Source organism: Brevibacillus sp. FW301-21C12A (assembly GCF_058788915.1).
The window spans coordinates 1-12804 of sequence record NZ_JBYTBG010000071.1 but is presented as its reverse complement, the minus strand read 5'-3'; the positions used below and the strand labels follow the sequence as shown (position 1 = coordinate 12804).

Annotated in this window: 12 protein-coding genes; 6 read left to right on the top strand and 6 right to left on the bottom strand. The window is 55.7% G+C overall.

Annotation, left to right across the window (positions count from 1 at the left end; translation table 11 throughout):
* Positions 1 to 238: 238 nt before the first annotated feature.
* Positions 239 to 670 carry a substrate-binding domain-containing protein gene (locus AC3WQH_RS24260; protein ID WP_310670662.1) on the bottom strand — a complete coding sequence of 144 codons (432 nt, stop codon included), beginning with the start codon at positions 668 to 670 and terminating at the stop codon, positions 239 to 241.
* Entirely contained in the window at positions 667 to 1149 is a 483-nt protein-coding gene (locus AC3WQH_RS24255; protein ID WP_310670661.1) for a LysR family transcriptional regulator, read from the bottom strand. The genes AC3WQH_RS24260 and AC3WQH_RS24255 overlap by 4 nt, the downstream gene beginning before the upstream one ends.
* Before the next feature lie 118 nt (positions 1150 to 1267).
* Here AC3WQH_RS24255 and AC3WQH_RS24250 point away from each other — a divergent pair, with 118 nt between their 5' ends.
* Positions 1268 to 2488: an MFS transporter gene (locus AC3WQH_RS24250; protein WP_310670660.1), complete on the top strand. Its 1221-nt coding sequence runs from the start codon at positions 1268 to 1270 to the stop codon at positions 2486 to 2488.
* Here AC3WQH_RS24250 and AC3WQH_RS24245 read toward each other — a convergent pair.
* The 3 genes from AC3WQH_RS24245 to AC3WQH_RS24235 all read right to left on the bottom strand — a co-directional run bounded on the left by AC3WQH_RS24245 (position 2451) and on the right by AC3WQH_RS24235 (position 4734).
* Positions 2451 to 3146, bottom strand: a complete 696-nt coding sequence (locus AC3WQH_RS24245; protein WP_005835683.1) for an alpha/beta hydrolase — start codon at positions 3144 to 3146, stop codon at positions 2451 to 2453. The genes AC3WQH_RS24250 and AC3WQH_RS24245 overlap by 38 nt on opposite strands.
* A 191-nt stretch (positions 3147 to 3337) precedes the next feature.
* Entirely contained in the window at positions 3338 to 3994 is a 657-nt protein-coding gene (locus tag AC3WQH_RS24240) for a CoA transferase subunit B (RefSeq protein WP_005835685.1), read from the bottom strand.
* Positions 3995 to 4041: 47 nt separating this feature from the next.
* Positions 4042 to 4734 (bottom strand): CoA transferase subunit A, encoded by a 693-nt coding sequence (locus AC3WQH_RS24235; RefSeq protein ID WP_005835687.1) that lies wholly within the window; start codon positions 4732 to 4734, stop codon positions 4042 to 4044.
* Between the two features lie 322 nt (positions 4735 to 5056).
* On the opposite strand from AC3WQH_RS24235, the gene AC3WQH_RS24230 reads away from it, so the two are divergent.
* From AC3WQH_RS24230 to AC3WQH_RS24210, 5 genes are all read left to right on the top strand, one after another.
* Entirely contained in the window at positions 5057 to 6295 is a 1239-nt protein-coding gene (locus tag AC3WQH_RS24230; protein WP_007784465.1) for an efflux RND transporter periplasmic adaptor subunit, read from the top strand.
* Positions 6288 to 9542, top strand: coding sequence for an efflux RND transporter permease subunit (locus AC3WQH_RS24225; RefSeq protein WP_007784467.1), 3255 nt, complete (start codon positions 6288 to 6290; stop codon positions 9540 to 9542). Before AC3WQH_RS24230 ends, AC3WQH_RS24225 begins: the two co-directional genes overlap by 8 nt.
* Before the next feature lie 150 nt (positions 9543 to 9692).
* Positions 9693 to 10217 (top strand): VanZ family protein, encoded by a 525-nt coding sequence (locus AC3WQH_RS24220; RefSeq protein ID WP_237716608.1) that lies wholly within the window; start codon positions 9693 to 9695, stop codon positions 10215 to 10217.
* A gap of 60 nt (positions 10218 to 10277) precedes the next feature.
* Positions 10278 to 11396, top strand: coding sequence for an acetate/propionate family kinase (locus tag AC3WQH_RS24215; protein WP_005835693.1), 1119 nt, complete (start codon positions 10278 to 10280; stop codon positions 11394 to 11396).
* Between the two features lie 128 nt (positions 11397 to 11524).
* On the top strand, positions 11525 to 11938 hold the full coding sequence (locus tag AC3WQH_RS24210; RefSeq protein ID WP_005835695.1) for a S1 RNA-binding domain-containing protein: 414 nt from the start codon (positions 11525 to 11527) through the stop codon (positions 11936 to 11938).
* 285 nt (positions 11939 to 12223) lie between these two features.
* On the opposite strand, the gene AC3WQH_RS24205 is transcribed toward AC3WQH_RS24210, so the two are convergent.
* A complete protein-coding gene (locus AC3WQH_RS24205) occupies positions 12224 to 12646 on the bottom strand; it encodes a hypothetical protein (protein ID WP_005835697.1) in 423 nt (140 codons plus the stop codon).
* Positions 12647 to 12804 lie beyond the last annotated feature (158 nt).

Here is a 12804-nt window from a genome sequence, read left to right as displayed (position 1 = left end):
TTTTGGTTGTGTAGCTGAAAATGTCATTCAGAATACTTCGACAAATTACGAACGCATTTTTTATGCAACGCTAGTGATTTTAAACACACTAAAAAAAATCAACTCATCAGTCGAAACATTAAAGAACAAAATAACCGATAAGAAAGATTAGCTTATCGAGTATTCAGTGAATATTACCAATCTGTCCAGGAAGTCGGTTTTGACTGGCTTTCTGGAGCAAAAGCTGGTCCATTAACTACTATGGATCAGCTTTTTTATCTGGAGCGGCAGTCCCCAAAACCATCCCCAAAAACCGCTCCACCACCGGGCGATGGCTGACTTCCTCCTCGCGCGTGCAGATGTAGACAGGGCGCTTGATCTCCACGCCGGGGACGGTCACGCGCCCGATTTCGTTGCGATCGACCATTTCCTTGACGGCCAGCGCAGGGGCAAGCATCGTTCCGTACCCTGCGCGTACAGATTGGATCGACTCGACCAGCCCGTGGTATTGCAGCCCGACGCGCGGGCGCTTGACGCCGTGCTCGCGGCAGAGGGAAAACAGCCATTCCCGCGTCGAGCTGCCTTGCTCCCGCAGCAAAAACGGCTCCTGCACAAGCTGCTCCATGCTCACCTCTTTGCCCGCATACGGGTGATCGGCAGGCAGGATGAACCAGTAAAGCACATCGGTCATGTGTACGCGCCGGACGGGCAGCTCTTCCACGATTCCTTGATGACGATGGCCAGATCGACCTGCCCGCCGAGCAAAAGCTCGATAGACTGGGCGGAGTTGCGGGTTCGGATTTCCACATCGACCTGTTCGTACTGCCGCTTGAATGCGGCGAGCCACTTGGGCACCAGATAGTGGGAGGGCAGGTAGGTGGAAGCGATGCGCAGTTTGCCCTTTTTGCCCTGTTTGATCTCTGCGAGCTGCCACTCGATCTCGCGCTCCCAGTCGTAAATGCGGCGGGCTTTTTCCAACAGGAAGCGGCCTTCGTCGGTCAAGGCAATTCCCCGGCCGCGAGGGGCGACGAGCGCAACGCCCAGCTCGTTTTCCAGCTTGCGGATTTGCGCGCTGACCGCCGGCTGGCTGATTGCGAGGGCAGCGGCGGCTTCGGTCACGCTTTGGCGCAAGGCTACCTCCACAAAAATTCGCAAGGCATGCAGGTTCATTTTGCTCCTCCATTCATAACTGTTGTTTATGGATTGCGCAACAATATGTATTAGATCCGATGAATGATTCCTTGTATGGTAATCCATAGGACGACGGGAAGTAAAGGAGCAAAAAGAGATGAGAGAAATCAGCGGGAAAACGCAGGTCGTCGCGGTTGCATTGGTGACGGCGCTGTGCATGCTCGGAGATTCGATGTTGTATGTGGTGTTGCCGCTCTATTGGCAGGAGGCCGGGCTTGGTTCGCTGTGGGAAGTGGGCGTGCTGTTGTCGATCAATCGCTTCGTCCGGGTTCCGCTCGGGCCGCTCGTCGGGAAGTGGTACGAGCGGACGGGAGGGCGCGCCGGACTGGTTCTCGCAGTGGTGCTTGCTTTTGTGACGACGCTGTCGTACGGCTTCCAAGGTTTTTGGCTGTGGCTTTTGATGCGCTCTTTGTGGGGCGTCGCCTGGACGTTTTTGCGGCTGGGGGCGTATTCCTTGATTGTGGCTGTCGCAGACGAACATAACCGCGGGCAGTTGATGGGGCTGTACAACGGCCTGTACCGTCTCGGCAGCCTGGGGGGAATGCTCGTGGGGGCGCTGTTCGCCTCCTGGTACGGCTTGCTGCCGGCTTCGCTTCTGCTCGCCTGCTGCTCGCTGTTTGCGCTGTTGCTCGTCTTTCTCTACATTCGCCCGGGCTTTACCAACCGGACGGCGGCAGCCGTAGAGAAAGGCGGGGAGTCGCACAGGCTGAGGTTGTGGCGACAGGCGGCCATGCAAAAGACCATGCTGACCGCGCTTATCGTCACCATGATTTATCAAGGGATGTTTGCGTCCACGCTGAGCAGGCTGGTAGAGCAGCGGACACCGTTTCTCGCGCTCGGGGGCATCGTGCTGGGAGCTGCCGTGCTCGCAAGCCTGGTGCAAGGGCTGCGCTGGTGCTGGGAGCCGTGGGCCGCGCCTGTTGTCGGCAGGCTGGCGGATCGGTACGGCAGAAGGAAAATGTTTGCCGCCACCCTTTTTGCAGGCGCGCTGCTGTTTGCGCTCATTCAGGCGGGGGTGCCGCTTGGCGCGTGGTTTGCGGTGCTGCTCGGCATCCAGTTGACCGCGACGATCATCACCACGGTGATGGACACGCTCGCGGCAGATGAAGCAGCCAGGCATGCGAACAGCACAGCGGTAATGACGTTTTATTCCGTCATCACAGACCTGGGAGCAGCCTTGGGACCGCTATTCGCCTTTTGGCTTGATGAGCATGCCGGGCTGTCCGTCATGTACGTCGGGCTTGCCGCAGCGCTTCTGCTTATAGCTGCGGCGTGGAGCGTCAGACAGAGACGGGAGAGTCTGGAAAGCGCTCCTTGAGCGCAGCGAGGACGCGAGCGATGGCCGCTTCCTTGTCCGGGCCGTGCAGCAGCATGTGATTGGAGTGCTCGTACCAGGTGATTTGCGGCGAGGCGGATTCGTCTACGCTTTTGGCGAGAAGCTGTGCGCTGATGGCATGCACCGTGTCGTCCCGCTTTGCCTGCAGCAAAAGGTACGGGGTCTTGATCTGGCCCAGGAGCGGCTTCGTTTCCGACAAAAGTCGGCGAAACTCCAGCATGCTGCTGACAGGGATTCTGCCGATGCTTCTTACGTAGCGGCGCGAATGGGTAGGGAAGTCCTCGCGCAAGTAGTGTATGGCTTCCTTTACGTCCCAGTACTTGTACGGCGTATTGATCGTAATCAGCAGCTCGACAGGGTAGCGGGTCGTCAGATGAAAGGCGAGCAGGCCGCCCATGGAAAACCCGATAATGACGATCGTGTCTGCGCGCATGGAGAGGCGTTTGTAGCCTTCCTCCGCAGAGCGCAGCCAGTCTTTGCGGGTGCTTCGGGCCATTTGGCGGCGAGTCGTCCCGTGCCCTTCCAGAGTGGGACACTCGACCTGGTAGCCAGCCTCGCGCAGCGCTTTGGCGAGAGGCAAAACGTCGTTGATGTCTCCGGCGAATCCGTGGATGAGCAGACAACCGACTGTTCCTGACATCGTAATCTCTTCCTCTCAAATGTTGGGAATTTGCTTTGTGTACGTATTATATACCGAATGCGGGCGAGAAGCGACTGCGCGGGTGCAGCTTGCGAGTGAAAGCAAAAAGGCCCCATCCCGGTAGGATGAGGCCGATTTTGTGAAAGCGGCGAGCAGGAATGAAGCTGTCAGGTGTAGGGCTGGTCAAAAGGTTACAGGCCAATCGTTTTCAGCTCTGGCGAAATGAGTAGCTTCGGTTCTGTGCACGCCTGGATGTCTTCTGGCGTATAGCCTTCCGCGACTTCGACCAAAAGCAGGCCGTCCGGTGTCACATCGAGAACGGCTCTGTCCGTGATGATCCGGTTGACTACTTTTTTGCCAGTGAGCGGGAGAGCGCACTTGTTCAAAATTTTCGTTTCGCCATGTTTGTTGACGTGGTCCATGATGACGACGATTTTTTTCGCGCCGTGCACGAGGTCCATCGCTCCGCCCATCCCTTTGACCATCTTGCCGGGAATCATCCAGTTCGCCAGATCGCCCTCGGCAGAAACTTCCATGGCTCCAAGAATGGCCAGGTCGATGTGCCCGCCGCGAATCATCGCAAACGACTCGGCGCTGGAGAAGTAAGCCGCGCCGGGAATCGCCGTGACGGTTTCTTTTCCGGCGTTAATCAGATCGGGATCGAGTTCGTCCTCGGTCGGATAAGGGCCGATTCCGAGCAGGCCGTTTTCCGATTGCAGCACGACGGTTTTTCCTTCCGGGATGTAGTTGGCGACGAGTGTAGGCATCCCGATTCCGAGATTCACGTAAAAGCCATCCTCGATTTCTTTGGCAGCCCGAGTGGCAATTTGCTCACGAGTAAGCGACATATCTGTTTCCTCCCTTGAATGACCTTTGTATGTGATCGTGTCGTCGGTTAGGAGCGGACCGTGCGCCGCTCAATCCGTTTTTCAAACGATGGCGCCTGAATCAGCCGCTGGACGTACACGCTTGGCGTATGGATGTGATCCGGGTCCAGCTCGCCTGTTTCCACGATTTCTTCTACCTCGACAATCGTGATTTTTCCGGCGGCGGCCATCATCGGATTGAAGTTTTGCGCGGTCTTGCGGAAGACGAGATTGCCCATCTTGTCGGCTTTCCACGCCTTGATGAGCGCGAAGTCGCCCGTGATCGCATGCTCCAGCAAATACTCCTTGCCGTTGAAGACGCGCGTCTCGCGGCCTTCCGCAATCGGAGTGCCGACGCCCGCAGGCGTGTAGAAGGCAGGGATGCCAGCGCCGCCAGCGCGGATTCTTTCCGCCAGCGTGCCTTGCGGCGTCAGCTCGACTTCCAGTTCGCCAGACAGGAACTGGCGTTCAAATTCCTTGTTTTCCCCGACGTAGGAGGAGACCATTTTTTTGATCTGCTTTTCGCGCAGGAGCAGGCCCAGGCCCCAATCATCCACGCCGCAGTTGTTGGAGACGACAGTGAGGTTTTTCACTGCTTTGTCGCGCAGGGCGATAATGAGATTTTCCGGAATGCCGACCAGTCCGAAGCCGCCGACCAAAAGGGTAGCTCCATCGTGAATATCTGCCACGATCTCCGCATAAGAAGAGTAAATTTTTGCCATGACGATCACTCCCACCATGAAAAAATGTCGTTGTACGCGAGTAAAGGCTTTTTGTAAGCGCTAACAAGCAATCGGACAATTGCTTGAATATTTCCGCCCTTCCATCATACAAGATACGAGTTACAAACAAGTGACGAGAATCCGCCCGATAATAAAAAAATATAAAAAATGACAGAAAAGTGATACAACTGTTTTTATTTTCTGTAAAATATATTTTGTCAATGATTATTCTTCTTGATTCAAGTCAGATGACTTGCCGCTGTTCAGCGAGGCGTTCGCTGGATGAAGCGGGCGGATTATGGAAGGTTGCAGGAGTGAAAGTATGAAAAAATGGATCAGCCTCACGATTGTTGCCCTGCTTTTGACAGGCTGCGAAAAGCTGGACGAAAGAACCGGACAGCTCAAGCGGATGGAAGAAGAGACTGTGATTAAGGTAAAAACGGTAAATGCTTATACGGTAGAGGATAACCAGAACGTGCGCACGATGGAGGTGCCCGGCGTGGTGACGCCTCGCCAAGAGCTGGGGCTGTCGTTTGGCACCTCTGGGAAAATCGCGAGCATTCTCGTCCAGAAGGGGGCGAGCGTGAAAGCGGGCCAGACGTTGGCGACGCTGGACCAGTCGGGATTGCAGGCGGGGATTCAGGCCGCTTCCGGGCAAGTCGCGAGCGCGGCGATCAGGCGCAGCAAGGCGCTGTCCGGGCCGGAGAGCCACGAGGTGCAGACGCAAAAGCTGCAAGTGGAAAAGGCGAAGGAGCTGGCCTTGAAGGCCGAGCGGGAATATTCGCAAGCCACCATACTGTTTGCCAACGGCGCGATTTCCAAGGATGAGCTGGACAGGCTGGCTCTGGCGCAAAAGCAGGCCAGGCTCAGCCTGGAGGAAGAAGAGGTCGCCTACAACAAACTGATGAAGGGTGCGGATCGACTGGACGTCGAAGAGGCAGAGGTCGGGGTGAGCCAGGCGAACGTCCAGCTCAGCCGCGCGAAGCAAGAGGCGGCCGACGGCGTGCTGAAAGCGCCTTTTTCCGGAGTCGTGGCCGAAATCTCGCAAGTTGCCACCCAGCAGACCGGACCTGGCAGTGAAGTCATTCGCCTGGTCGATACGAGCACCTGGATTGTCAAGCTGCAGGTGGACAGCGAGCAGATCGGCAACTGGCAGACCGGGGCGACCGTGCACGTAAAAGCGGCGGACGGCAGCGAGGCCGAGGGCAAAGTGACGTTTGTCTCGCCGACCATGGATCAAAATGTAGGGGCGTATCCGGTCGAGGTGACGGTCAACGGCAGCGCGGTGAACTGGAAGGGCGGCATGACGGTCACTTGCCAGTACGCGCTGTCCGGGAAACAAGGGGTGCTCGTGCCCGTCGCAAGCATCGGCGTTGCGGAAGAAGAGTATTACGTCATGAAAATCAACGAGAACACAGTGGCAAAGACACCTGTCAAAGTAGGAGCGCTGCACGGTACGTTTTACGAAGTCCTGGAAGGGCTTGAGCCGGGCGATCAGATTGTCGGATCGGGTCTTTCCTACGTGGTGGACGGCGAGGCGGTGAAGGTGGCGGATGAATAACAAAGCGGTTCTGTCAATAGCTCCTGCCCTCGCCCGCCTGATCGCCGTGCTTCTCTGCCTGTTTGCGATCAGCGCTTTGTTCAGAATGGATGTGCAGACGTTTTCCGACCGGGGATTGCCGGAGTACAACATCAACCTCATCGCGCCAGGACTGACGGCGGATCAGGTAGAAGCGTCGGTCACGCGAAAAGTCGAGGAAGCCGTGCGCGCGATGGGCAGCGCTGTGATGATTTCCACCGACTCTCGCCCCGGCGCGGGCACGATTACGGTGCAGACGGCGGAAAACCTCGGCTCCGATTACAAGGAACGTCTGGAACAGAAGCTGTCACAGGTCGCGAAGACGCTGCCTGTCCAGGAGTACAGCATCAGCCAGGAAAAGCTGGGAGACAGCCTGGTCGGGTTTTACCTGCTTCATGGCAGCGATGTCCAGACGCTGTCCAATGTTGCGCGCTATACCGTCTATGAAAAGCTGATCCAGAGGCCGGGGGTTGCCCGTGTGGAAGTGGACGGCCAGCCGGTTCGCGAGCAGATCGAGGTCGTTTTTCGCCCTTCCATGCTGCTCGTGTATGGCTTGACTCCGAGGGATGTGCTGAACCAGCTTCCGAGTGACGTGATCGGGGAAGAAATCGGTACAGTCGGAAAGACGGCGGATCGCACCGCCTTTACGTGGACGAGCCAAACGGAAGGGCCACAAGGGCTCGGCAAGCAACTGATCGCGACTGGCAAAGGATATGTGCCGCTCTCGCTGCTGGCGGATATCCGCGACACGCGAGGCAGCAAAGGCGAAGAGGTGAGTGTATATCGCGGCTCCCCGGCGGTAGGAATCTCGGTCTACGCGGCGGAAGTGGGACAAATCCCTTCCATCCGCAAAGAAATAGCCAACATGGTGGCCGAGCTGAACGAAGAGGCGGCTGGCAAGCATGAGCTGGATCTGTTCGAAGATCACGCCTTGCCCATCTCGGCGGCGACCGGGCAGTTGGCTTTGCTCGCAGGATTGGCTGCGCTGCTCTGCGCGCTTTTCCTGTTCGCTTCCTTGAAACGCACAGGCCCTGCTGTTCTGTCGCTGCTCGCAGTGTTCATGGCGGCGGGGGGCGTGCTGGGCGGCATGTGGTTGTTTGGGCTGAAACTGACCTTCTTCACACTGGGTCCGCTGCTCGTGTTTACGATTGTTTACCTGATTGCGGGCGTTGCTTTCTTTTCCCGTCTGGACAGGCTTGGCGCCTACTCGTTCTCGGGCAGCCTGAAGACCGCCTGGACGGTGATGAAGCCGCTGCTGCTCGCGCTTGTCGTCATGGCGGCCGCCTGGTTCACCGTCGTCATGACGGATATGCTCAAAGCCGAAGACAAGGTCGTCCTGTTCGACGCCTGGCCCGTGCTCGTTTTGGGCGCGGCGAGCCTTGCGCTCGTGTACGGCTGGGTCGTTCCGGTGCTGGCCGGAACGTGGCTGACAGCAAGAGAGACGCCAGCGGACGAAAGCAGTCCGCGCGCGCCAGGACGGTTGACGCGCACACTCGTTGCCCGCTGGGAGCGGCTGGTGCAGCAAGGCTACTTGCCATTTGGCCTTACGCTCGTATCGTCCGTCGTCTTTGTTTTGCTCTTGCAATCGTTTGTTCTGGTGGAGCCGTTTCGCGACGTGAAGCCAAACGGCAAGACGTTGTCGCTGCCGATGGTTCAGGAAAGCAGCGTAGACGATGCGATCAAGGCGGCGCAGACGGCCGAGGAACGGCTGCGCGGCCTGGCAGAGGTGGCTGACCTGTACACAGTTGCTTCGCGCGAGCGGTTGACGATGCATCTGAAGCTGACGGACAAAGCGGATTGGACCCGCTCCGTTCTCGATCTGGAAAAAGAGCTGGACAAAAAGCTGCGCGATATCCCGCAGACGGACCCGTTCGCGCTGGTCGTCAACGAGGAGCAGAAAACGCGTCTGGAATTTACGGTCAAGGGCCCTTCGCAGGAGACGGCGAACCATATTGCCAAGGAAATTCTCGAATACTTGCAGCAAATGAGGTGGCGCGACAATGACGGCCGGGAGATCGTGACCGATGAACGGATCGGGCCGAAGCCGCAAACCGCGTTGATTGACATTCGCCCGAAAGCGGAGATGCTCGCGCGCTATCATCTGAGCGAAGAGGAGATCAAGCGCCAACTGGAAAGCTATCTGGGGGAAAAGCGGGCGGGAAGCATCCACGTAAACGAGCGCAATGTTTCCGTAGTCGCCCGCTTCCCGGACAAGTGGATGGACCACCCGGAGCAGGTGAAGCAGATTCTCATCCGCACCCAGCAAGGGCCTGTTCGCCTGGCCGATCTGGTCGACTGGTCCAGCGGCGGGCAGCCGCAAGTGTATGAGCGCCAGGACGGCATGTACGTGGTCAAGGTCAGCAGCGCCATCGCCGACCCGAGGTGGATTGACAACCTCGCGTACAACCTGCCGCTGGTGATGCAAGAAAAGATCAACGTCCCGGAAGGCTATACGATTCTCAACGAGGATGAACTGAAAAAGCTGAGCGAGGAGCAGTCAGACAAAAAAGACTGGAGCGGCCGGTTCATCGTGATGATCGCGATGGTCGCTGTTGTCCTGATGGCGAGCCTGCTCTTGCGGCGTAGAACGCGGGATGGCTGGTTCGCCCTGATCCTGCTGCCCGTCCTGTCAGGGGGAGTGACGCTCGGGCTGCTTTTGCTGGATCACCCGATGAACGTGATGGGCTTCTACGGCATCGCGGCAGCGGCTGCCCTGCTCATCTCGCTGGCCTTGCTTCACCTCGACGAACTGTCGGCAGCCCATGACGAGCAGCCGAGCATCTGGGAAGGTGTGCGTGTCGGGGCAAAACGCGCGTGGGCAGCTCAGGCGGGCGTGGCCGCTGCGGTCGCTATCGCCTGCCTGCCCGTTGTCGGCAGGTGGATGGCGGGCGGCGAGTCGTTTGCCTCTTTTGCCAGCAGTTTGTTGTTCGGGACCGTGTTCGCTTCTTTTGTCACCCTCGTGCTCGTGCCGGGCATGCAGCACGCAGCACAATGGCGCGAGAACGTCCAGTCGGATTTGTCGCTGCCCGTGCTCGTGCGACGCCTTCGCGACTGGCAGGACAACGAGCGGATTCGCCGTCGCGACTTGAGGGAAGTAAAGCGCAGACAAAAGCAGCTCGCAAACGAGCTGCGCAAGGAACAGCAGGACAGCTCCGCCAATTCGAAAAAAGCTTTGTCGCAGGAGGACTTTTTGCCGCTCCCGACAGGCACAGACGACGCCAAGCCGTAACGGCTGGCGTCTTTTTCTTGACTGAAACAACCTTCCGCTGAAACGCGGTCGCTCAGCTTTGAGAAGGCGATGATAAAGGTTTCTTATTTGTTCACAGGCTCGGCAAGGACTTTTGGCGCGATCTCGGGTAAGATGAGGGAAGAACGGAGTATGGGAGGGAACCCAGGCGTGCGCCGCTATCGAAAACTGTTGGATTACTTGCTGTTGGCTGCGATTTTGGTGGGCTTGTTCCTGTCGTCCTCCCAGCCATACTACAAACAGGATTTGCGGGGAACCATATCCAAAGTCGTAGATGAAAAAAGCTGGAACGAACGGATGGAAGGGATTACCATTCCGTATGCCGGACGCGAAATCAGCGTCGAGAACAAGGGAGCCGCAGGCTTTATCGAGTTTTTCCTCCGCAAAGGAACGCATTTTACCGTGTTTGCCCTGCTGGCGTTCAGCTTTTACCGCGTGTTTTCCCACCGTCTTGCATTTGCTGTAGCATTGCCCTGGAGCGCCTTTTGCAGCTTGCTGGCGGCGGTTTTGGACGAGTGGCATCAGACGTTTACCCCGGATCGGACAGGAATGGTGAACGACGTTCTGTTGGATTTGTCGGGTTCTGTCACGATGTTGTTGATAATTCTTCTCAATTACATGTATTCACGAAGAGCATATCATTATAAAATGAAGTGAGCGACCGCCATCCTGACCGGGGCTGTTGCTTATTGAGAGATTAGGGAGTGGATGAGATTCGTGTCAGACAAAAAGAACGTGCTCGTACTGAACTGCGGCAGTTCCTCGGTGAAGTACAAGCTTTATGAGATGCCGGGCAAAACATTGCTCGCCCAAGATTATTTACAACAAATTCAACGCGACGAATACGAAGATACGATTCGTGGCGTGTTTGAAACATTAAAGCAATACCGCATTGACATTATCTCGCACCGGGTCGTTCACGGCGGAGAAGCATTCAAACAGTCCGTCGTCATCGACGAACAGGTAAAAGCGGAGATTCGCAGCCTGTCCCGCTTTGCGCCGCTGCACAACCCGATCAACCTGACCGGGATCGAGATCGCGCAAAGCATCTATCCTGAACTGAAGCACGTGGCTGTTTTTGATACCGCGTTTCACCAAACTATGCCGCCATCCTCTTACTTGTATGCGTTGCCATACGAGTATTACGAGCATTACGGCATCCGCAAGTACGGCTTCCACGGCACGTCCCACCGCTATGTGATGAGCCGGGCGGAGGAGATGTTGAACCGGCCGAAGGAGCAGCTCAGACTTATCAGTTGCCACATCGGCAGCGGCGTCAGCATTACGGCGATTCGCTACGGAGAATCGTTTGACACGTCGATGGGCATGACGCCGTTGGCGGGACTGTCGATGGGAACGCGCAGCGGCAACATCGACCCTGGCATCATTCCTTACATTGAAGAGATCGAAAAGACGGATACAGCGGGCGCGATTACGATTTTGAACAACAAGAGCGGACTGATGGGCGTCTCCGGCGTCTCCAACGATTTGCGCGACGTCATGGAAAAGGCGGCAGAAGGGCATTACCGCAGCCAGCTTGCCCTGGAATTGTTCACGACGATCCTGCATAAACATATCGGGCTGTATCTCGCACGACTAAATGGCGTCGACGGAATTATTTTTACGGCAGGTGTTGGAGAAAATAGTGCTACCGTCCGTGAAATGGTTTGCACCGGGCTGGAATTCGCCGGGGTCAACTTGGACCGCGAAGCGAACCGGGCAAGCAAAGGCGAAGCGTTTATCAGTACGGAATACTCTCCGGTAAAGGTCATGGTAATTCCTACCAACGAGGAGCTTGTAATGGCTACAGACGCCTACGAGCTGTCTTTTCAATAGCTTGAAGTGCGTCACCTAGAAAGAATAGGCTTTTCAGTATTGGAATTTCTCTGCTATACTAGGAGAATGAGGCTTCTGGTTTGAGGTTCTCACCATTTTTCTGAAATAATAAAAGGAGTGCAAACTGGATGGCAGTACAAGTGGGAAGCATCATCGAAGGAAAAGTGACAGCGATTAAACCGTTTGGGATGTTCGTAGCAGTCAGCGAAACCGAGCAGGGGCTGGTCCACATTTCCCAAGTAGCAAACGGTTTTGTAAAGGATATCAACGATCACTTTACCGTGGGGGCACAAGTAAAGGTCAAAGTTCTCTCCATTGATGATGCAGGTAAAATCTCGCTTTCGGTTCGCGCCGCACTCCCAGCGCCTGAGCGTCCGGAGCGCGAAGAGCGCCGTGGTGGTGGATATCGTGGAGGCGACCGCGGAGGAAATACAAAACGCGATAGCGCTGCTTCCTTCGAGGACAAATTGAAAAAATGGTTGAAGCACAGCGAAGAGAACCTTGCGACTATCAACAAAAAGAACGCAAAACGTGGCTATTAAAGCCTTGTGATAACGGAAGAAGGACGGGATATCCCGTCTTTTTTTTACGCTTGGAAGCTAAGAAAAGGCAGGGGAATCCCCTGCCTTTTTGCGTGCGCTAATAGATTAATTCCCGAGTTCTGGCTTTACCCTGTTCTTCTTGGGTTTACAAAAAAACGACACAGTGGAAAGACACGATGTCCGGTGGTACAAAAGTCGGCCCTTGTTTAAGGCTTAAAGCAAAATAAACAAAATGACCGCCTTGGCTTGTCAAAGCTCAAAGGCGGTCATTTTGTCTATTTTGCACTATTCCTTTATCCGTTCCTCAGTGACTTTTCCGTCACCGATGCTAAATTGGCCAATAACAGTCTTTCCATCAACGTCATACAGAGGGATGTGGCGACTCCCCTTCGCATTAAGCTGTTTGGTCAAGGCTACTGCTTCACTCGGATTCTTGGGCTTCACCCCTCTTAAATCCTCAGAGCGAACGTATCCAAGAGTCCCGTCCACGCCATATGCCTTAATTAAATCCGGCTCTGCCCCTAGGGAAGTGACATTTAATGCAGAACCATAAGTTTGTCCTTGCTCGTTTATTGGGAACTCTGGAACAGGTGTAGGGTCTTTATCAAGTCCTAATGCAATGCCAGAACCAAAAGATCCTATTACAATCCCGGTTAACAAAGTAGCATAGACAATTACAGTTCGTACACCAAGTCGCTTAATTTGCATCGGGTTCACCTCCTAAAAGTTGATATTTGGAGTAACGTTGGTGAGATAGGTTCGATAGCCGCTACCATCAAAAACTTCAGTTGAACCACTGTCAATAGATTGGACACATAAAATCGAGAGAATTACACCACACATCGGTACATATGTTCGTATTGATT

What these genes read in the sequence shown, in the direction of transcription:
- AC3WQH_RS24260 (WP_310670662.1), bottom strand. Translation starts at nt 670, where the DNA reads ATGACCGATGTGCTTTACTGGTTCATCCTGCCTGCCGATCACCCGTAT.
- AC3WQH_RS24245 (WP_005835683.1), bottom strand. Translation starts at nt 3,146, where the DNA reads ATGTCAGGAACAGTCGGTTGTCTGCTCATCCACGGATTCGCCGGAGAC.
- AC3WQH_RS24220 (WP_237716608.1), top strand. Translation starts at nt 9,693, where the DNA reads ATGGGAGGGAACCCAGGCGTGCGCCGCTATCGAAAACTGTTGGATTAC.
- AC3WQH_RS24230 (WP_007784465.1), top strand. Translation starts at nt 5,057, where the DNA reads ATGAAAAAATGGATCAGCCTCACGATTGTTGCCCTGCTTTTGACAGGC.
- AC3WQH_RS24235 (WP_005835687.1), bottom strand. Translation starts at nt 4,734, where the DNA reads ATGGCAAAAATTTACTCTTCTTATGCGGAGATCGTGGCAGATATTCAC.
- AC3WQH_RS24255 (WP_310670661.1), bottom strand. Translation starts at nt 1,149, where the DNA reads ATGAACCTGCATGCCTTGCGAATTTTTGTGGAGGTAGCCTTGCGCCAA.
- AC3WQH_RS24240 (WP_005835685.1), bottom strand. Translation starts at nt 3,994, where the DNA reads ATGTCGCTTACTCGTGAGCAAATTGCCACTCGGGCTGCCAAAGAAATC.
- AC3WQH_RS24250 (WP_310670660.1), top strand. Translation starts at nt 1,268, where the DNA reads ATGAGAGAAATCAGCGGGAAAACGCAGGTCGTCGCGGTTGCATTGGTG.
- AC3WQH_RS24225 (WP_007784467.1), top strand. Translation starts at nt 6,288, where the DNA reads ATGAATAACAAAGCGGTTCTGTCAATAGCTCCTGCCCTCGCCCGCCTG.
- AC3WQH_RS24205 (WP_005835697.1), bottom strand. Translation starts at nt 12,646, where the DNA reads ATGCAAATTAAGCGACTTGGTGTACGAACTGTAATTGTCTATGCTACT.
- AC3WQH_RS24210 (WP_005835695.1), top strand. Translation starts at nt 11,525, where the DNA reads ATGGCAGTACAAGTGGGAAGCATCATCGAAGGAAAAGTGACAGCGATT.